Here is a 20,147-nt window from a genome sequence, read left to right as displayed (position 1 = left end):
AGGGACCGATCCGTGAACCTGGCCCGTCTCGATCTCAATCTCGTCGTCGCCCTGCGCGCTCTGCTCGAGGAGCGCAACGTCACCCGCGCCGGGCAGCGGGTGGGTCTCAGCCAGCCCGCGATGAGCGCCGCTCTCGCCCGGTTGCGCCGACACTTCAACGACGAGCTGCTCGCACGCGTCGGCGGCCACTACGAGCTGACCGCACTCGGCCAGGTCCTGCTGGACCGCACCGCCTCGGCCTACGACCTGCTGGAACGCCTCTTCTCCAGTCAGGCGGACTTCGACCCGGCCAAGGAAAACCGAGAGTTCAAACTGATCGCGTCCGACTACGCCGTCTCCGTCTTCGGCACCGAACTCGCTCGCCTCGTGCACGAGGAGGCCCCCGGTATCCGGCTGCGCTTCACCCAGGCCCCGCCGACCGTCATCGACGACACGGCGACCCTGCTGAGCGCCACCGACGGCCTGCTCATGCCCCACGGCGTGATCAGCGACTTCCCTGCCACCGATCTCTACGACGACCGATGGGTGTTCCTCGTGGCGCGGGACCACCCCACCGTGGGGGACCGGCTCACCCACCACGACCTGGCCGCGCTGCCCTGGGTGACGTACCTGCGCACGTACGACGCGCCGGCTGTACGGCAGCTCGGCATGCTCGGGATCGAACCGCGCGTCGAGGTCTCCGTCGACAGCTTCCAGCTCCTGCCCCTGATGATCGCCGACACCCGGCGCATCGCCCTGGTCCAGGCTCGGCTGGCGCGGATGATGGCCCCGGTCGCCGCGGTGCGGGTGCTGGATCCGCCTTATGAGGCGGTGCCGCTGAGGGAAGCGTTGTGGTGGCATCCGGTCCACACCCATGACGCGGCCCACATCTGGCTGCGGGAGACGGCCGCGCGGGTCGGGGCTCAGCTGCCCCGCACAGACGAGGAGTGACGCTGTGAAGACACCTCACCAGGAGTCGGTTCTCTCACGCGCCGCCCGCATCCTGGAGGCGTTCACCCAGGAGGAGCCGGCGTTGACGGTCTCCGAGATCGCGCGTCGCACCGGACTGCACGTGGCCACGGCCTCCCGGCTCGTGGGTGAACTGACCGCCCACGGCTTCCTGGGCCGGGACGACGATCGCCGGGTGCGGATCGGTGTCCGGCTGTGGGAACTCGCCGTACGGGCGTCACCCACGCTGTCCTTGCGTGACACCGCGATGCCGTTCATGGAAGGCGTGCACGACGTCGTGGGCCACCATGTGCAACTGGGTGTCCTCGAGGGCCACGAGGTGCTGTTCCTCGAACGCCTCTCGGCGCCGAGCGCGGTGATCAACTACACCCGGATCGCCGGGCGGCTGCCTCTGTACGCCTCGTCCAGCGGACTGGTGCTCCTGGCCCACGGCCCGGCAGACCTCAAGGAACGAGTGCTGGCCGGCTCGCTCACCGCGTACACCCCGGAGACCCCGGCGACGAGCCCCCGGCTGCGCGCCGCGTTGTCCGAAGTCCGCCGGCGGGGCTACGCCTACTGTCCCGGCTATGTGCACGAGGAAGCCCTCGGTGTCGCCGCTCCGGTGCGCGGTGCGGACGGCCGGGTGGTCGCGGCGCTGTCGGTCATCGTCCCCAACGACGCGGGCGCCCAAGCGGTCGTCCCCGTCGTGCGCACCGCCGCACGGGGTGTCTCCCGTGCCCTCGGCGCGCCCGCCTGGCGTGAGGATGCGGGTGTGACGGCAGTGTGACATCGGCCCGAACTTCGTCTCTCGCTCAGTGAGAATGCCGTCGCGCTGCGACGGCGGCCACGCGCATCCTTCCTGCATTCCACAGACGGGAGGCGACAACGTGGTCGTACACAACCTGCTACCTGCGGTTCCCTGCCCCACCCCCACCCTCTCCTTGCGCGTCCGCGCCAAGGACGTCGTCGCGGACGGCGTCGTGTCCCTCACCCTCGACCATCCCGACGGCGTGCGGCTGCCGGACTGGACGCCTGGGGCGCACATCGACCTGGTGCTGCCCGGCGGCAGTACGCGGCAGTACTCCCTGTGCGGCGATCGCTGGGACCCGCACACGTATCGCATCGCCGTGCTGCGCGAGCCCGCAGGGCGCGGAGGCTCGGCGTACGTGCACGACCGGCTGACGGTCGGCGACCGTGTGAGCGTCGGTGGCGCGCACAACCATTTCCCCCTCGTGCCGGCCGACCGCTACCTGTTCATCGCGGGCGGGATCGGGATCACCCCGCTGCTGCCGATGATCCGGCAAGCCGACATGATCGGCGCCGACTGGCAGTTGCTCTACGGCGGTCGCACTCGCGTGTCCATGGCGTTCCACGCGGACCTCACGGACGCCTACGGCGAGCGCGTGCACGTCAGCCCCCAGGACGAGCGCGGCCTGCTGGACCTGGCCGGGTGGCTGAGCGAGCCGCTGCCCGGGACCAAGATCTACTGTTGCGGACCGGCCCCTCTGCTGGCCGCCGTTGACAAGGCGAGCGCGCACTGGCCGGACCACAGCCTGCGCACCGAGCGGTTCACCGCCGCTGTCCAGTCCGAGCCTGTGCGCAGTACGCCCTTCGAGGTGGAACTGCGTCGCACCGGCCGTACGGTGACCGTCACCCCCGACGTCTCCGTGCTGCGCGCGCTGCGGGCCGTCGGTGCCGAGGTGCTGTCCTCCTGCGAGCAGGGGACCTGCGGCACGTGTCTCGTCCCGGTGCTGGACGGAACCCCGGACCACCGCGACGCGGTGTTGGGCGGCCATGAACGCACGGCAGGTGACTGCATGCTGCCCTGCGTGTCCCGCTCGCTCTCCGACCGATTGGTCCTGGACCTCTGAGCTTTCGTAACCGGCCGCCGACCTGAGTCACACGCTGCCGAACTCCCGAGCCATGTGCCTCGCACCCCTTCGCCTTTCGTGGAGTCGCCATGACCGAAACCTCCGCCCTGCCCGCGTTGCCGCCGATCAGTGACGCCGACCCCTTCGCCGCCGAACACCTGGCACACCCGGAACCACTGCACCGGCAACTGCGCGCAGCCGGTCCCGTCGTCCGCCTTTCCCGGTACGACGTACACGCCCTGGCCCGCTACCAGGAAGTGCACACTGCGCTTGTCGACTGGCAGACCTTCCAGTCCGGCGCCGGGGTAGGACTGGCCAACTTCCGCCACGAGAAGCCGTGGCGTCCGCCGAGCCTGCTGCTGGAAGCCGACCCGCCCCACCATGACGCGCCACGCCGCGTGCTGAGCGAGATCCTTGCCCCGCTCGCCCTGCGCCGACTGCGCGAGACGTGGCAGGCGGTAGCCGACCAACTCGTCGAGACCGTACTGGCCGAGCAGGGACGGGAGTTCGACGCCTTCGACGTCTTGGCGAAGGCGTTCCCGCTGCGCGTCTTCCCTGACGCGGTGGGTCTCGGTCCGCACGGGCGGGAGAACCTGTTGCCCTACGGCAACATGGCCTTCAACGCCTTCGGGCCGCGCAACACCCTGGTCGAGGCCGACGCGCACCGGGTGGGGGAGTTGTCGGCGTGGGTGAACGCCCAGTGTGCCCGTGAGGCGCTGCGCGAGGACGGCTTCGGTGCCCGGATCTGGGCCGCCGCCGACCGCGGCGACCTCACCCACGCGCAGGCACCCCTGGTGGTGCGTTCGCTGCTCACCGCCGGCGTCGACACGACCGTGCACGGACTCGCCGCCGCCCTGTACGCCTTCGCCACCCACCCGCAGGAGTGGCAGCGGCTGCGTGAACGCCCTGAGCTGGCGCGGGTGGCGTTCGACGAGGCGGTGCGCTGGCAGTCCCCGGTCCAGACGTTCTTCCGCACGGCCACCACCGACGTCGACATCGCCGGGACCCGCATCCCGGAGGGCGGCAAGATCCTGATGTTCCTGGGCGCCGCCAACCGGGACCCGGACCGCTGGGCGGATCCCGACCGCTTCGACCTCACCCGGGACCCCTCCGGCCACGTCGGCTTCGGCATGGGCATCCACCAGTGCGTCGGCCAGCATGTCGCGCGTCTGGAGGCCGAGTCCCTGCTGACCGCGCTCGCCCGCCATGTGGAACACCTGGAACTGGCCGGAGAACCGAGGCGGCACCTCAACAACACCCTTCGCTCCTGGGCCTCGCTGCCGGTGCGCATCCGTCCGGCGAACTGACCCCGCGTCGCCCACGATCCCCTGTCACTTCCTTGAAAGGACCTGTCCCCATGCCCCAGCACGTACGTGGTGTCGTCGCCCACGCCAAGGGTGAACCGGTACGCGTCGAGACGGTCGTCATTCCCGACCCCGGCCCAGGAGAAGTGGTGGTGAAGGTGCAGGCGTGCGGTGTCTGCCACACCGACCTGCACTACCGCGAGGGCGGCATCAACGACGACTTCCCCTTCCTCCTCGGCCACGAGGCGGCAGGTGTGGTCGAAGAGGTCGGCCCCGACGTGACGGACATGGCCCCGGGCGACTTCGTCGTCCTCAACTGGCGCGCGGTGTGCGGCCGTTGTCGGGCCTGTCGGCGCGGGCGCCCGCAGTACTGCTTCGACACCCACAACGCGCGCCAGAAGATGACCCTCGCCGACGGAACCGAGCTGTCGGCCGCCCTCGGCATCGGTGCCTTCGCCGAGAAAACCCTCGTTGCCGCAGGCCAGTGCACCAAGGTCGACCCGGCGGCCTCACCCGCCGCCGCGGGACTGCTCGGCTGCGGAGTCATGGCGGGTATCGGAGCGGCGATCAACACCGGTGGTGTCGGCAGGGGCGACAGTGTGGCCGTCATCGGCTGTGGCGGTGTGGGCGACGCGGCGGTGGCCGGCGCACGGCTGGCGGGCGCGGCGAAAATCATCGCCGTCGACATCGACGACCGCAAGCTGACCACCGCCAGGTCCCTGGGCGCCACACACACGGTCAACTCCCGCCGGACCGACCCGGTCGAGGCCGTCCGTGACCTCACCGGTGGCTTCGGCGTCGATGTCGTCATCGAGGCCGTCGGCAGCCCGGAGACCTACCGGCAGGCGTTCTACGCCCGCGACCTGGCAGGCACCGTCGTCCTCGTCGGCGTACCCGCCCCCGACATGAAGCTCGAACTGCCGCTGCTGGACGTCTTCGGCCGCGGCGGGGCGCTCAAGTCCTCCTGGTACGGCGACTGTCTGCCCTCCCGTGACTTCCCCATGCTGATCGACCTCTACCTCCAGGGGCGCCTGGACCTGGACGCCTTCGTCAGCGAGACCATCGCCCTGGACGAGGTGGAGGACGCCTTCGCCCGCATGCACAAGGGCGAAGTCCTGCGCTCGGTGGTGATCCTGTGAGGGCCGGCCTGCGTATCGAACGCGTGGTCACCTCGGGCGTCTTCACGCTGGACGGCGGGACCTGGGAGGTCGACAACAACGTCTGGATCGTCGGCGACGACGATGAAGCGGTTGTCATCGACGCAGCGCACGACGCCGACGCCATCGCCGAGGCGGTCGGGGACCGGCGGCTGGCCGCCATCGTGTGCACCCACGCCCACAACGACCACGTCAATGCCGCCCCGGCACTAGGGCCTGTCCGGCGGATCATGCCGCAGACGCGGGGTCTGGCACGCCGGCCTGCGGCGTTGTCGTCGGTTGCCGACGCTCCGCGTCGCCGCCCTCCTCCGCCTTGCAGTCCAACGCGCCAGACCCCGCTCCCCCGCGTCGATGAGGCGCCGCAGCTTTCCTGCGACTTGATCCGCCGGACAGGCCCTACCGCGGCCACCGGCGCCCCGATCCTGCTGCACCTGGACGATCGACTGCTGTGGAAGCAGACACACCCGGACCGCGCTCCCGACGGCTACGTCTCCGACAACCAGCGGATCGGGGTCGCCGGTACACATGTGAGCGTCCTGCACGCACCCGGGCACACGCCGGGAGCCATCTGCCTCCACCTCCCCGATCTCGGCACCGTCTTCACCGGTGACATCCTGTTCGCGGGCGGCCCAGGAGCGACCGGTCGGTCGTACTCGGACTTTCCCACCATCGTCCGGTCGATCCGCGACCGCCTGCTGGTGCTGCCTGAGTCCACCACCGTCCGCACCGGGCACGGCCCGGAGACGACCATCGGCGACGAGGCGCCGCACCTTGAGGCATGGATCGCACGAGGTCACTGAGGCCCGCGGTGCTCAGTCTCGGTTCCCTGCCGGTGCGCGTCCCACCGGCAGGGACGTCAGGTACGTCGCGCCGGGGCTGCCATGGTGGACCGGCGGACGACCAGTTCCGGTTGGAGCACGACGTGTGCGTGCTCCTGGCCGGTGCGGCTCGGAGACGTGTCCTCGATGAGCAGGCGGCCGGCGTGGCGGCCCATGGCGACGGCCGGCCGTCGCACCGAGGTCAGCGGCACGATGGCGGATGCCGCGAACTCGATGTCGTCGTATCCGATGACGGCGAGGTCGTCCGGCACGCGCAGTCCGGCTTCGTAAAGGGCCTGCATCAGGCCCAGCGCCAGCAGGTCGTTCGCACAGAAGACAGCGGTGGGCCGCACCGACATGCCGAGCAGGCGATGACCGGCGTCCAGCCCCGCACTCACGGTCAGAGCCCGGCACGGGACCTCGCGCAGACTGTCGGTCGACAGCCCCGCCTCCGCGACGGCGCGGTAGGCACCGCGGAGGCGGTCTCGCACCTGTTGCAGCCGGTCAGGGCCGCTGACCAGGGCGATCGAGCGGTGTCCGCGCTCGATCAGGTGCCGAACGGCTGCGTGGCCGCCGGCGATGTCATCGATGCCCACCGAGCAGGAGCCGGGCTGGGCGGCGCTCTGGTCTGCGACGACGAAGGGGACCGCGTTGCGGCGGAAGGCCGCCACGGTGCTTCCCACTCCTTCTCCCGACGTCAGCACGGCCCCACGCACCTGGTGCGACGTGAGCAGCGCGAGATGGCGCGCCACCTCGGCGGGCTCACGGGTCCCGACGCACACCAGGATGCCGAGGTCCGCCTCGCGTGCCGCCTGTTCGACCCCGGCGGCCAGTGCGGTGAAGAACGGGTTCGCCAGATCCTGGACCAGGACCGCGATGACCCGTGCGGCCCAACCACGCAGTTGGCGGGCGCCCTCCGCGCGGACGTAGCCGAGCGAGTCGATGACGTCCAGGACACGGGCACGGGTGGTCTCGGCGACGATCTCTGGCCGGTTGAGCACGTTGGACACGGTTCCGAGCGACACGTTGGCGGCTTGGGCCACGTCCTTGATGCCGACGCGGCGGCCGGCGGTTCGGCGTGTCCAGGTCCGGGTGGGCTCGTCGCGGGGCGAGGCGTCGATCGGCGACGGGGGAGTGGGCGGGGGATGCCGGTCCATGGTTCAGCGGCCGGGCCCGCTGGTGGTGCCCCGCACCACGAGGCGCGGGGTCATGGCGGTCTGCATGGCTCTGCTGCGTCGGCCTTCCACTCGTTCGATGAGCATCCGGGCGGCGGTGGAGCCCATGGTGTGGCCGGCCTGGTCGACGCTGGTGAGCTGGACGGGGGCCAGGGCGGCCAGCGCGGTGTTGTTGTACCCGACCAGGGAGACGTCGTCCGGGATGCGCAGGCCCAGTTCATGGGCCGCTCGGTAGATGCCCAGGGCGGCCACGTCCGCGCCGGTCATCACGGCGGTGGGTCGCCGCTCGGCGGTCAGCAGGGTCATGCCTGCTTTGAAGCCGCCCTCGTCGGAATACGCGGCGTGGTGCACCTGCGCGCGCTCGGCGAGGCCGTGGCGCTGCATGGCGCGCAGATAGCCCTCCCGAAGGACGATCTCAGGGGTGCGCTGCCAGTCGTTGGTCTTGGTGCCGGGGGCCGCGACGAGGGCGATGTCGCGGTGGCCGAGGGACACCAGGTGGTCGACGACGAGCGCGGCACCGAGGTCGTCTGCGTCGACGACCGAATCGTGGGTGTCGGTGGTGTCGTGATGGCCGATGACGACGGTCGGTGTGGTGGCGGCCGTGGTGAGCACCTCGTCCCTGGTTGTTCCCGGTGCGATGAGGATCAGGCCGTCCATCTGCCGGTCCACCAGCGAGCGGATGGTCTTCTCCTGCTCCTCGGGGTCGAAGCCGGCCGCTCCGATCAGCACGGTGTACGCGCTGTCGCGCAGTTCGTCGCGGATGCCGTCCAGGATGTCGGCGAAGAAGGCGTTGCGGACATTGTCCAGCAGGACTCCCACGGTGTACGTGCGGCCGCGCATGCCGCGGGCCGCGGCATGGGGGCGATAGCCGAGCTCGGACACGGCGGCGGCGACCTTCTCCCGCACGGCTGGGCTGACGCCGTAGGCGTTGCGCAGTGCCTTGGAAACGGTGGCGGTGGACACACCGACGTACTGGGCGACGTCGGTAATGGTCACACGCCGTTTCGGGCTGGATGCAGCATCGCGGTCCATCGTCGGTGCTCCGCTCCTCTGGTTGAGGTAAACGATTTACATGATGACCCAGGGGTGCCGTCAAGCCTTAGCCCTGTTCCTTCTACGTTACAGGGTCGTGTCTTGACGGATTCCCGGCCGGAGTGCAGGGTGTTGCCCACTCGCCGTAGAGAACGTTTAACACTGTTCTCGTCGCGCCGCTCACCCGGCCGGGCCAAGAGCCGCCCAGCCCCCTCAAGCTCACACCTCGCCTCCTCCTCTCCAAGATCCATGGGAGTCCTCTGTGTCTGTACCTACGCCCCGTGCCCGCCATGCGCGACTGAGTCTGTTCACGGCCGGCTCCGCCTCCCTCGTGCTCCTCGCGACCGCCTGCGGCGGCAGCGGCGGGGCCTCCACGGCCGCGCCCGAGAACTTCAGCTACCTGAGCGTCACGGAGAACACCACGGTCAAGACGGCACTCGGCACCCTGGCCAAGGGTGCGTGCAAGTCGGCCGACGACGCGCTGCCGCTGAAGGTGGAGACCGTCCCGCAGGCGAGCCTGGACCAGAAGCTGCAGTTGCTCGCCGGGCAGAACGCCCTGCCCGTGCAGTTCGCGGCGGGCAACGCCCCCGCACTGACCCAGCAGCTCGCGAAGTCCGGGAAGGTCGCCGACCTGGAGAAGGAGCTCACGAGCCTCGGGGTCCTCGACCAGCTGGAGCCGGGGGCCGTCTCCACCATCAAGGCCCTTTACGGCGGCAAGCTCGAAGTGCTGCCCTACGAGTACAACATCGAGGGAATCTTCTACAACAAGAAGCTCTTCGAGGCCAACGGCCTGAAGGTGCCAGGAACCTGGGACGAACTGGTCGCCGCCTCCGCCAAGCTCGAGGCCAAGGGCGTGCAGCCGTTCGCCGCCTCCGGTCAGCAGGGCTGGCCGCTGACTCGCCTGATCAGCGGATACCTCTACCGCAGTCTCGGTCCGGACGCCCTGCAGAAGGTGGCGGACGGCAAGGCGAAGCTGACCGACCCCGAGTACGTCAAAGCCGCCGAGGAAGTCGCCGCGCTGGGCAAGAAGGGCTACTTCGGCAAGGGCGTCGGGTCCATCGACTACGACACCGCGATGAACGAGTTCCTCTCCGGCAAGGCAGGCATGCTCTACATGGGTAGCTGGGCCCTGGCGAACATCGCCGACGCCAAGCAGAACAAGGTAGGCGCCGACAACGTCGGTTTCATGCCCTTCCCCGCGGTCTCCGGCGGCAAGGGATCCATCGACCAGTACCCCTCCAACGTCGGCCTGGGTATCACCCTCAGCTCCAAGTCCTTCGACAGCAAGACCGGTGACTGGGTCTCCTGCATCGCCAAGAACTACGGTGCCACCGCCCTGAAGGACAACGGCACCATCTCCGGCTTCAAGGTCAACACCGAGGTCAAGGACGCCAACGAGGTCACCACTCAGGTCCGCGACACCATCAGCTCCTCCCAGCAGAACGTCCTGTGGTTCGAGGCCCTGTTCAGCACCAAGGCCACCACGGTCAGCCAGACCAACGCCGCCTCGCTGGTCAGCGGCAGCATGAGCGCCAAGCAGTTCATGCAGACCGTTCAGGACGCCCTGACGGCCCAGTGACCGACCAGGGGCGGCTCACCGGCCTCCTCGCACCGCCCCGCACCCGCGCGAGCCGCCCCCGGTCCCCGTCAAGGCCTCTTCAACAAAACGAAGTGGACACCACTCATGCACCGCGTACTCGGTGACCGCAGGGCCATCGCCCTCCTGCTCGGTCCCGCCCTTCTCGTCTATTCACTGATCATGCTCGTCCCGATGGTGTGGTCACTCGGGTACTCCTTCACCAAGGGCAACACCATCGACGGCTTCACCGGCAACGGCGTCGCCAACTTCACCCGCCTCGTGCACGACCCGGCGGTGCGCGAAGCCCTGTGGTTCACCCTCAAGTACGCGCTCGTCGTGACCGCCGGCCAGGTGATCGCCGGCTATCTGCTGGCCCTGCTCTACGTCTTCTTCCTCAAGCGCGCCTCGGCACTGATCCGCACCCTGGTGTTCTTCCCCGTGGTGCTGCCCACCGTCGCCGTGGGGCTGCTGTTCCAGAAGTTCTTCCAGGTCGCCCCCCAGACCGGCCCCGTCAACTCCCTGCTGAACGCGGTCGGACTGGACTCCGTCGACTGGTTCGGCAGCGCCGGACACGCCTTCTGGGTACTGGTCGTCATGGACATCTGGCGCTCCATGGGCTTCTACGCCGTCCTGCTGTTCGCCGGACTGGTCGACATCCCCGAAGAGGTCCTGGAGTCCGCACGCCTGGACGGCGCCACCGGCCTGCGGCTGGTCCGCCACATCGTGCTGCCCATGTCGTTCCCGGTGCTGATGTCCTCACTCATCTTCAGCATCAACGGCACCTTGAAGGTGTTCGACTCCATCGTGGCGCTCACCAACGGAGGCCCGGGCAACGCCACCACGCCCCTGACCCTGTACATGTTCCAGACGTCGTTCACCTACAGCGACTACGGCTATGGCAGCACCATCGCGCTGCTGCTGACCGTGGTGTGCCTGATGGTGAGCCTGGTCGTCTTCCGCATCTCGCGGCGCGACCTCACGGAGGGCTGAACGCCATGGCCATCGACACAACCGCGAAGACCGCCGCCACCGGCCCGGCCCGTAAGCCCACCGGCACCCGTTCCCCCGCCAGCCGCCGCGGCGGCCGCCTGTGGGTGAAGGCCGTCGTCACCCTGCTGCTGGTCGTCGAGATCTATCCGCTCGTGTGGATGTTCCTGACGTCGGTGAAGTCCAACGACGACTACCTCAACCACTCCACCTGGAGCCTGCCCACCACCTGGGAGTGGGGCAACTACACCGAGGCGTGGACCACGGGAAACATCGGCCTCTACATCCAGAACAGCCTTCTGGCCGTCCTTCCCGCTCTGGCCCTGATCCTCCTGCTCGGAACGGCAGCCGGTTTCGCCCTGCAGATCATGGTGTGGAAGGGACGCAGCCTCGCCCTGCTCATCTTCCTCGCCGGCATGATGGTCCCGGCCCAGATGATCCTGCTGCCGCTGTTCACCGTCTACTTCCAGACCGGTCTGTCCGGCACCCTGTGGCCCCTGATCCTGACCTACACCGGCACCGGCCTGCCGCTCACGGTGTTCATGATGGCCACCTACTACAAGACCGTCCCCCGCGAGCTTTTCGAGGCCGCCACCATCGACGGCGCGGGAATTCTGCGCGCCTTCTGGACCATCAGCGTGCCCATGGTGCGCAACGCTATTCTCACCGTCGGTCTGGTGCAGTTCTTCTTCATCTGGAACGACCTGCTCATTGCGCTGACCTTCACCAACAGCCAGGACCTGCGCACCATTCAGGTCGGTCTGCTCAACTTCACCGGCGATTTCGGTGCCACCCAGTACGGACCGCTCTTCGCAGCCATTTGCATCAACGTCTTCGGCACCCTCCTGATCTATCTCTTCCTCAACCAGAAGGTCATGAAGGGCCTCACTTCGGGAGCGGTCAAAGGTTAGCGGTAAAGGGCCGCATTCAACCCTCACCGCCTTCGCTCCCGCTCGTGCACGAAAGGTCCCCCCTTTGTTCCCCCCTCAGCCCTCTCCGGTGTCCTTCGAGCACCTTCCGGACGGCCTCGGCATCGGTATCGCCTCCCCCCGCCTGTCCTGGGCGTTGCCGTCCGGCGCCGGCCACCAGGTGGCCTACGAACTGGAAACCGGCCGCAACGGCACCACCCGTCGCACCGGCCGACTGGACGGCACCGACCAGATACTGGTGGCTTGGCCCGACGAACCGTTGGCCTCACGTGAGCGCGCGACCGTGCGCGTGCGCGTCTGGACGGCCGACAGTGACGCCCCCTCCGCGTGGAGTGAAGCACGTGCCGTCGAAGCCGGTCTCCTCACGCCCGCCGACTGGCGCGCCGTGCCCGTGGGCGCCGGCTGGGAGGAGGACCCGCAAGCCGAACGCCGCCCGGCACAGGTCCGCAAGGACTTCCGCCTGGACCGCACACCCACGCGTGCCCGCCTGTACGTGTCGGCGCACGGCCTCTACGAAGTCGAGATCAACGGCCGACCCGTAGGAGACGAAGCGCTCGCCCCGGGATGGACCGTCTACCCCAAGCGCCTGCGCTATCGCACGCACGACGTCACCGAGCACCTCACCCAGGGCGCCAACACCCTCGGGGCCTGGCTCGCTGACGGCTGGTACCGCGGTAAGTACGGATTCGACGGAGGCACCCGCAACATCTACGGCACCGACCAGAGCCTCATCGCGCAGCTCGAGGTGACCTACGACGACGGCACCACCCTCGTCATCGCCACCGACCGCAGCTGGACGGCGGCGCCGGGCCCCATCGTGAGCAGCGGCCTGTACGAAGGCGAGGCCTTCGACGCCCGCCTTCACGACCCGAACTGGGCCACTCCCGCGCCTTCGATGCCCCGCGACTGGACGCCTGTACGGACCGGCCGACGCGACCCCGCGACCCTCGTCGCCCCCGACGGACCAGCCGTGCGTTGCACCCAGCAAGTCGCTCCCATCGCCATCACGCCCACCGGCGACGGCCGCCACCTCCTCGACTTCGGCCAGAACCTCGTGGGCAGACTCCGCCTGCACGTCGACGGCCCCGCCGGGACCGTCATCACCCTCAGGCACGCCGAAGTGCTCCAGGACGGCGAACTGGCCACCCGGCCGCTACGCGAAGCCTGGGCCACCGACACCCTCATCCTCTCCGGTCACGGCCCCCTCGCCTGGGAACCACGCTTCACCCTGCACGGCTTCCGCTATGCCGAAGTGACCGGCTGGCCCGGCCAGTTGTCCGCCGAAGCGGTCACCGCCCGTGTGTACCACACCGACATGCGGCGCACCGGCTGGTTCGAATGCAGCAGCCCCCTGGTCAACCGGCTGCACGAGAACGTGGTGTGGAGCATGCGCGGCAACTTCGTCGACATCCCCACCGACTGCCCACAGCGAGACGAACGCCTGGGCTGGACCGGCGACATCCAGGTCTTCACCCCCACCGCCAGCTATCTGTACGACTGCGCCGGCATGCTCCACTCCTGGCTCCAGGACGTGGCGCTCGAGCAACTGCCCGACGGCACCGTCCCCTGGTACGTGCCGGTCATCCCGGGCGAGCCGATGTGGACGCCGATACACCCGGGAGCCGCCTGGGGAGACGTCGCCACCCTCACCCCCTGGACGCTGTACCAGCGCTTCGGCGACCTCGAACTCCTGCGCCACCCCTACCCGATGGCCAAAGCCTGGGTGGACCTCGTGGAACGCCTCGCCGGCCCCAGCCGGCTCTGGGACACGGGCTTCCAGCTCGGAGACTGGCTCGACCCCGCCGCACCCCCGGACGACCCGGCAGCCGGCCGCACCGACCGGTACCTCGTCGCAACCGCCTACTTCGCCCACTCCGCGCGTCATCTCGCCCTGTCGGCGGCCGAACTGGACAATGCCGCCGACGCCGCGCGGTACAACACCCTGGCCGACGAGATCACCGATGCCTTCCGCCGTCGATACGTCCTGCCCAACGGCCGTATGACCAGCGACAGTCCCACCGCCTACGCCCTGGCCATCGCCTTCCGTCTGCTCACCGACCAGCATCAGCGAGCGGCAGGCGACCGTCTGGCGGAACTCGTCCTGGCCGACGACGCCCGCATCGCCACCGGCTTCGTCGGCACCCCCCTGATCTGCGATGCCCTGACCGACACCGGGCATCTCGACATCGCCTACCGGCTACTGCAGCAGACCGAATGCCCGTCCTGGCTCTACACCGTCGAGATGGGGGCCACGACCATCTGGGAACGCTGGGACAGCCTCCGCCCGGACGGCACGTTGAACCCCGGCGGGATGACCTCCTTCAACCACTACGCCCTGGGCGCTGTCGCGGACTGGCTGCACCGCGTCGTCGGCGGCATCACCGCCGCGTCACCGGGCTACCGCCGCATCAGTTTCCGCCCGCGCCCGGGCGGCGGCATCACGTGGGCCCGCGCCCGCCATGACACCCCGTACGGCACCGCGTCCCTCGCCTGGGAGCTCGCCGGCTCCGAACTGACAGCCCGCATCGTCGTACCCGAGGGCTGCCAGGGCACGGCAGAGCTGCCTGGACGCGCGCCGATCGCCCTCGAAGCAGGCGAGCACCTTCTTTCCGCGTCAATGTCAATAGAGAAAGCAGCCTGACAACCAACAGGCAGCAGAGAATATTGCCGAGGCCCGGCGCGTATCACGCGCCGGGCCTCGCGTTTTTCTGCCCGCCATGGACTCATTTCCGGTGCATTGAAAATTTCAATTACTGTTTCAATTTCGGGTTTCGAAAATATCGTTGCCGGAGGGTTGACGGGCCATGGAAACCGGCCATAGTTTTCAGCCTCGTTGGGTGAATTCCCTCCCGGGGAATTAAGCCAACCTCAGAGCCTTTTCTGAAGAATTGCTGCCAGGTAACCCTCCGGCATCGCCTGGCGGCACCCCTCAGACGGGGCCGGCCGAAGACCTGACTCTTCGGCCGGCCCCCTCCCGAAGCGGCCCGTCGATCGGCCGCCACCCCCGTTCGGAGAGCCGTAGTGAACAGACGATCTTTTCTCTCAACCGCCACCTTCACCGCACTGGCGATGAGTATGGCCCCGGTCGCCAGCGGCCAGGCGGCTGCCGCTGACACCCCCGCTGCACAGGACAGGGCGGATGCGCTGCTCGCCCGCATGACCGCCGCCGAGAAGGAGGCGCTCGTACGCTGCGACTTCGACGCCGTCGCACATCTGGGGATACCTGCTCTGGTCATGGTCGACGCATCCGCCGGACTCCGAGGCGAACAGGGTGTGACCGCCTTCCCGGTACCCGTTGCCCAAGCGGCGTCCTTCGACGAGGGCTTGGCCACCCGCATCGGCCGCGCCATCGGTGCCGAAGGCCGAGCCAAGGGCTACAACAACCTCCTCGGGCCGACCGTGGACCTGGCCAGAACCTGGCACTTCGGCCGTCAGTCAGAGGGCATGGGGGAGGACCCCCTGCTCGCCGGAGTCATAGGCGCAGCCGTCACTGTCGGCATGCAGAGCCAGAACGTCGCCGCCACGGTCAAGCACTTCGCCGGCTACACCCAGGAAACCAACCGCTTCTTCACCGACACCAGGATCGCCGACCGCGCCCTGTACGAGATCTACCAGGCGCCCTTCCGCCGAGTGGTCGCCGCCGCCCCCACCACATCGGTCATGATGGCCTACCCCAAGATCAACGGAACCTTCGCGACCCAGAACCCCGCGCTCTTCGACGACTTGAAGAAGGGCATCGGCCTGCAGGGTTACACCGTCCCCGACTTCTGGGCCGGTGACGACCAAGTGGCCGCCGCCCGAGCCGGAATGGACCTGGCCGGCCTCGGACCCGCCGGCGTGAAGATCCCCGCAGGATCACTCACCGACGGCGCCATCCCCGACGCACGGCTTTCCGATGCGGCCCGCCGCATCCTCATCACGATGTTCGCCGGCGGCCTCTTCGACAACCCGGTGCCCACCCCCGCCGCCGACGTCAGCACTCAGGCGCACCGGAGCCTCGCCCACGAAGCAGCCGTAGCGGCCACGGTCCTGCTCACGAACCCCGCCAAGGCCCTTCCCCTGCCCGCCTCCCTGAAGACGCTGGCCGTCATCGGCCCGGCCGACACGGACGCCTTCACCGGCGTAGCAGGCTCCACCTACGTCGACCCCGGCACCTGGACCACGCCACTACAGGCCATCCGCTCCCGAGCCGGCGCCACCACCAAGGTCACCCACGCACAAGGCACCAAGGGCGATGTCCCCCTGACCACGGTGCCGTCCTCCGCACTTCTCGACACCTCGGGCGAGCCCGGCCTGACCGGGCGCTACTACGCGGGCACCGACACCACCACAACCCCGCTCGTCACCAGGTCCGACACCACCATCGACTTCACCGCCGCTCCGGTATCAGACCTCCCCGCCGTCTGGTCGGCGCAATGGACCGGCACCCTCACACCGACCACGTCCGGCCTGCACCGCTTCTCTCTCCTCCCGGCCGGCACCGCCACCCTCAAGATCAACGGCGCCACCGTCGTCACGGGCACACGACACAGCCGCCGCTTCTTCCTCGGTCCGTACGACTACCCCTTGCAGGGCACAGCCCAGTTGACCGCCGGCACCACCGTCACGATCGAACTGACCTACACCAACGCCACCGCCGACACAGGCACCTGTGGCCTCACGCTCGGCTGGCAACCCGACTCCCTCATACCCGCTGCCGTGACTGCGGCCAAGGCAGCAGATTCCGCCGTCGTGTTCGTCAACCGCGTCGCCGGTGAGGACATGGACCACCAGCAACTCGACCTGCCGGGCGACCAGAACCAGCTCATCACCGCCGTGGCGGCAGCCAACCCCCGCACGATCGTCGTCCTCAACACCGACGGACCCGTGGCCACCCCGTGGGCCAACGACGTCGAAGCCGTCCTACAGGCGTGGTACACGGGCCGTGGCATGGGCACGGCCCTCGCCGCCATCCTGTTCGGCGACTGCGACCCCTCCGGCCGCCTCCCCGTCACCTTCCCCGCAGACGCCTCCCAAGGACCGGGCACCGCTCCCACCACCTACCCCGGCACACAGGGCACGGTCTCGTTCGACGAAGGCATCGCCGTCGGATACCGCTTCTACGACACCAAGGCGCAGCAGCCCCGATTCCCGTTCGGGCACGGTCTGTCGTACACCTCCTTCGCCCACGGAGCCATCGAAGCCTCATTCAACTCGAAGACCAGGCAGGTCAATCTCGGGGTGACCGTCACCAACACCGGTGGACGAAAAGGCAGTGAAGTCGTCCAGATCTACGCCACCCTGCCTGCCGCCGCCGCGGCCGAGCCCCGCCGCCTGGTGGCCTTCGCCAAGGTCACACTCAAGCCGACGCAGTCAACGCGCCTGACCCTCACCATCCCCGCAGACAACCTGACGGTCTGGCAGTCCGGGAAATGGAGCCTGGTACCGGGCTCCTACACCTTCGCGACCGCCCGAAGCTCACGCAACATCACCGCGCAGCGCGTCCTCACCCTGAGCTGACCACGCCCTGCGCGTCACGTCGTTCCTCCAACGACGTGACGCGCAGGCCTTTGTCCGACCGCCACTCCGCTTGCCGCCGCACCATCACCTGGGAGTCCTCAGTGCCCCTTCGCACGTCGCGTACGCGGCTGAACCTGATCACCGCGGGGACCACCTCGCTGGCGCTGCTCGCCACCGCCTGCGGCGGCAGTTCCTCGCCCGCACCGGAGTTCTTCAGCTACCTGAGCGTCACCGAGAACACCACCGTGCAGAACACGCTGACCACGCTGTCCGAAGGCGTGTGCAAGGCGGCGAACGACGCCCTACCACTGAAGGTCGAGACCGTGCCGCAGGCGAGCCTCGATCAGAAACTGCAACTGCTGGCCGGACAGAACGCGCTGCCGGCGCAGTTCGCGGCAGGCAACGCCCCTTCTCTGACCCAGCAGTTGGCAGATTCCGGCCAGGTCGCGGACCTGGAGCACCAGCTCAGCCTCAAAGCCCTCAGCGACTTGGAGCCGGCCGCCGTCTCCACGATCGAGGCGCTGTACGGCGGCAAGCTGGAGGTGCTGCCGTACGAGTACAACATCGAGGGGATCTTCTACAACAAGGAGATCTTCGCTGAACACGGACTGGATGTGCCGGGCACGTGGGAGGAGTTGGTGTCGGCCGCGGCGAAGCTGGAGGGGCGAGGTGTCCAGCCGTTCTCAGCGTCGGGGCAGGCGGGTTGGCCGTTGACGCGGATGATCAGTGGCTACCTGTACCGCAGCCTCGGCCCCTACGCTCTTGAGGACGTGGCCGACGGCGGTGCGAAGCTGACCGACCCGGAGTATGTGAAGGCTGCCGAGGAGGTGGCTGCCCTGGGGAAGAAGGGCTACTTCGGCAAGGGCGTCGGGTCCATCGACTACGACACCGCGGTGAACCAGTTCCTGACCGGCAAGGCCGCCATGCTCTACATGGGCAGCTGGGCGCTGGCGAACATCTCCGACGAGAAGCAGAACGAGGTCGGCGTCGAGAACGTCGGTTTCATGGCCTTCCCGGCCGTGGCGGGCGGCAGGGGATCCATCGACCAGTATCCGTCGAACGTCGGCCTCGGCGTCGCCTTCGACGCCAAGTCCTTCGACCGGAAGACCAGCGCCTGGGTGACCTGTATCGCCGAGCACTACGGCGCTACGGCACTTCAGAAGCATGGTGCGATCTCCGGCTTCAAAGTGAACAGTGAGGTGAAGGACGCCAATGAGGTCACCACCCAGGTCCGCTCCACCATCAGCGCCTCCGAGCAGAGCGTGCTGTGGTTCGAAGCCCTGTTCAGCACCAAGGCCACCACCGTGTCCCAGACCAACGCGGCAAGTCTGGTGGGCGGGGGCATGAGCCCGAAGCAGTTCATGCAAACCGTCCAGGACGCGCTCGACGCCCGCTGAGCGGCCGACGGGACTCCATCCCCACGCGCGAGCAGCTCACCATGAGGCGGGCTGTTCTATTTAGTGGGGAGGGGGTCTGGTTCATCGGGGTCGAGGCGGTGGAAGAACTGGTCGAACCCCTGGGTCTCGCGGGTTTCACATCCGCCCGCGGCCCGGCGGCCATCTCACCTGGGCCCACGCCGAGCACCGCAACCCTACGGCCTGGCAACCGTCAACTGGCACCTGCACGACGGCCGGCTCACCCTGCGAGCCACCCTCCCTCCCGGCACCGAGGCCGTCATCGACCTGCCCGACTCCCCATCCGTCACCGTCGGCCCCGGAACTCACACCCTGAGCACCCCGGCGACCCGTCCTGCATGACGAAGAGCGGGGCGCTGGGGCGCCGAGGCACGCGTCGCCGGGGGTACCGGCGACGCGCGGTGTCCGTCTACGTGGGTCAGGCCTTGCCCTAGCGGCCGTAGCCCGGCTCGTCGGTGTCGTCGATGATTTCGGCGTCACCGTCGATGCGCTCCTTGCGCACCTGCCCGCGCACGGTCTCCTCCTCGGTGTACTCCTCCGTGGTGAGGCGGACGCGCTCCTTGGGCACGACCTCGGTCTCCATGACCGGCCTCTCCTCGTGCAGCACGACCTCTTGTTCGGCCTCGCCGATCTCCGACTCTCGCAGGGCGGCGTCGCGGTCGGCCTCGGTGATGGGCTCGCGCTCGACGCGTACTTCCTCGTGCCGCAGCGGAACGGTGCGCTCCTGCTCCTCGGTCACGACGTACTTGCGCAGGCGGGCCCGGCCCGTCTCACGTCGCTCGACACCCACGTGCAGCTCTTCCTCGGAGCGTGTGAGGGCGTCGTCCTGGTAGCCCGCACGGTCGTTCCCCGCGAGGGCGGCGCTGCCCGTGCCGGTGGTGGTCCGGCCTGTCGGGTCGGCGCCCGTGCCCGCGGCGCCCGCGGCCCCACCGTGCGCCCAGCCGCTCTCGCCGGGATCGTTGGCGCGTGCCCAGGACTCGTCCCAGCTCATGCCGTAGTACTCGTAGAGCCGGTGTTCCTCGGTCGCCGACAGATGGCCGCCGGCGTCCACGTCGACATGAGGTGCGTCCTTCACCTTGGTCTTGGAGTAGGGGACCTCGACGTGGCCGTCCACCACCGAAGCGTGGCTGATGGGCACGAAGGACTCGCTGGTGCCGAACATGCCGGTTTTCACCGACGCCCACTCGGGGCGCCCGGTGGCGTCGTCCAGGAACACATGCCTGGCCTCACCGATCTTCTTGCCGCCTTCGTCGAGGATCGGATGGTTGAGGACCGCTGGAATCTGCTCTTTGGTGATCATGCTCGTCTCACCCTTCTTCCGGCGTGATTCCCCCGACGAGTAGACATCGCAAAAGGCATGAAACACCGCATATGCCACAAGGGGCACATTCTTTCCGTAAGCGCTATCCCGTCACATCCATGAACTGCTGCCACACAATCGAACGACGCAGCTC

At 68.6% G+C, this 20,147-nt stretch carries 16 protein-coding genes; 13 read left to right on the top strand and 3 right to left on the bottom strand.

Going from position 1 to position 20,147, the window contains the following annotated elements:
* Positions 1 to 12: 12 nt before the first annotated feature.
* The 6 genes from OG885_RS01960 (at position 13) to OG885_RS01935 (ending at position 6,059) form a co-directional block, all read left to right on the top strand.
* Entirely contained in the window at positions 13 to 930 is a 918-nt protein-coding gene (locus tag OG885_RS01960; RefSeq protein ID WP_405724904.1) for a LysR family transcriptional regulator, read from the top strand.
* Between the two features lie 4 nt (positions 931 to 934).
* Entirely contained in the window at positions 935 to 1,714 is a 780-nt protein-coding gene (locus OG885_RS01955) for an IclR family transcriptional regulator (protein ID WP_405724902.1), read from the top strand.
* A 100-nt stretch (positions 1,715 to 1,814) separates the two neighbouring features.
* On the top strand, positions 1,815 to 2,798 hold the full coding sequence (locus tag OG885_RS01950) for a PDR/VanB family oxidoreductase (RefSeq protein WP_405724899.1): 984 nt from the start codon (positions 1,815 to 1,817) through the stop codon (positions 2,796 to 2,798).
* An 89-nt stretch (positions 2,799 to 2,887) separates the two neighbouring features.
* Complete coding sequence (locus OG885_RS01945; protein ID WP_405724896.1) at positions 2,888 to 4,105, top strand: cytochrome P450; 1,218 nt, start codon at positions 2,888 to 2,890, stop codon at positions 4,103 to 4,105.
* Positions 4,106 to 4,155: 50 nt separating this feature from the next.
* Positions 4,156 to 5,241 carry an S-(hydroxymethyl)mycothiol dehydrogenase gene (locus OG885_RS01940; protein ID WP_405724893.1) on the top strand — a complete coding sequence of 362 codons (1,086 nt, stop codon included), beginning with the start codon at positions 4,156 to 4,158 and terminating at the stop codon, positions 5,239 to 5,241.
* Positions 5,238 to 6,059: an MBL fold metallo-hydrolase gene (locus OG885_RS01935; RefSeq protein WP_405724890.1), complete on the top strand. Its 822-nt coding sequence runs from the start codon at positions 5,238 to 5,240 to the stop codon at positions 6,057 to 6,059. Before OG885_RS01940 ends, OG885_RS01935 begins: the two co-directional genes overlap by 4 nt.
* 56 nt (positions 6,060 to 6,115) lie before the next feature.
* On the opposite strand, the gene OG885_RS01930 is transcribed toward OG885_RS01935, so the two are convergent.
* Together OG885_RS01930 and OG885_RS01925 are read right to left on the bottom strand one after the other, a co-directional pair.
* Positions 6,116 to 7,234 carry a LacI family DNA-binding transcriptional regulator gene (locus tag OG885_RS01930; protein ID WP_405724887.1) on the bottom strand — a complete coding sequence of 373 codons (1,119 nt, stop codon included), beginning with the start codon at positions 7,232 to 7,234 and terminating at the stop codon, positions 6,116 to 6,118.
* Between the two features lie 3 nt (positions 7,235 to 7,237).
* The gene (locus OG885_RS01925) at positions 7,238 to 8,248 is read right to left on the bottom strand and encodes a LacI family DNA-binding transcriptional regulator (protein WP_405724884.1); all 1,011 of its coding nucleotides are present in this window, start codon (positions 8,246 to 8,248) and stop codon (positions 7,238 to 7,240) included.
* 298 nt (positions 8,249 to 8,546) lie between these two features.
* Between OG885_RS01925 and OG885_RS01920 the strand changes: the two genes are divergently transcribed.
* The 7 genes from OG885_RS01920 to OG885_RS01890 all read left to right on the top strand — a co-directional run bounded on the left by OG885_RS01920 (position 8,547) and on the right by OG885_RS01890 (position 19,035).
* The gene (locus OG885_RS01920) at positions 8,547 to 9,863 is read left to right on the top strand and encodes an ABC transporter substrate-binding protein (RefSeq protein WP_405724881.1); all 1,317 of its coding nucleotides are present in this window, start codon (positions 8,547 to 8,549) and stop codon (positions 9,861 to 9,863) included.
* A gap of 105 nt (positions 9,864 to 9,968) precedes the next feature.
* Entirely contained in the window at positions 9,969 to 10,853 is an 885-nt protein-coding gene (locus OG885_RS01915) for a carbohydrate ABC transporter permease (RefSeq protein ID WP_405724878.1), read from the top strand.
* Positions 10,854 to 10,858: 5 nt separating this feature from the next.
* On the top strand, positions 10,859 to 11,761 hold the full coding sequence (locus OG885_RS01910; protein ID WP_405724875.1) for a carbohydrate ABC transporter permease: 903 nt from the start codon (positions 10,859 to 10,861) through the stop codon (positions 11,759 to 11,761).
* 88 nt (positions 11,762 to 11,849) lie between these two features.
* Positions 11,850 to 14,420, top strand: coding sequence for a family 78 glycoside hydrolase catalytic domain (locus OG885_RS01905; RefSeq protein ID WP_405724872.1), 2,571 nt, complete (start codon positions 11,850 to 11,852; stop codon positions 14,418 to 14,420).
* Positions 14,421 to 14,848: 428 nt separating this feature from the next.
* Positions 14,849 to 17,278, top strand: coding sequence for a glycoside hydrolase family 3 protein (locus OG885_RS01900; protein ID WP_405724869.1), 2,430 nt, complete (start codon positions 14,849 to 14,851; stop codon positions 17,276 to 17,278).
* 101 nt (positions 17,279 to 17,379) lie between these two features.
* Positions 17,380 to 18,675 (top strand): ABC transporter substrate-binding protein, encoded by a 1,296-nt coding sequence (locus OG885_RS01895; RefSeq protein WP_405724866.1) that lies wholly within the window; start codon positions 17,380 to 17,382, stop codon positions 18,673 to 18,675.
* A 63-nt stretch (positions 18,676 to 18,738) separates the two neighbouring features.
* Positions 18,739 to 19,035, top strand: a complete 297-nt coding sequence (locus OG885_RS01890; RefSeq protein ID WP_405724863.1) for an alpha-L-rhamnosidase C-terminal domain-containing protein — start codon at positions 18,739 to 18,741, stop codon at positions 19,033 to 19,035.
* An 88-nt stretch (positions 19,036 to 19,123) separates the two neighbouring features.
* Here OG885_RS01890 and OG885_RS01885 read toward each other — a convergent pair whose 3' ends face one another.
* Positions 19,124 to 19,993: a PRC and DUF2382 domain-containing protein gene (locus OG885_RS01885; protein ID WP_405724860.1), complete on the bottom strand. Its 870-nt coding sequence runs from the start codon at positions 19,991 to 19,993 to the stop codon at positions 19,124 to 19,126.
* Between the last annotated feature and the right edge of the window lie 154 nt (positions 19,994 to 20,147).

The organism is Streptomyces sp. NBC_00028, from assembly GCF_045041065.1.
Lineage (GTDB): Bacteria > Actinomycetota > Actinomycetes > Streptomycetales > Streptomycetaceae > Streptomyces.
This window is presented reverse-complemented; position numbering and strand designations above follow the sequence as displayed.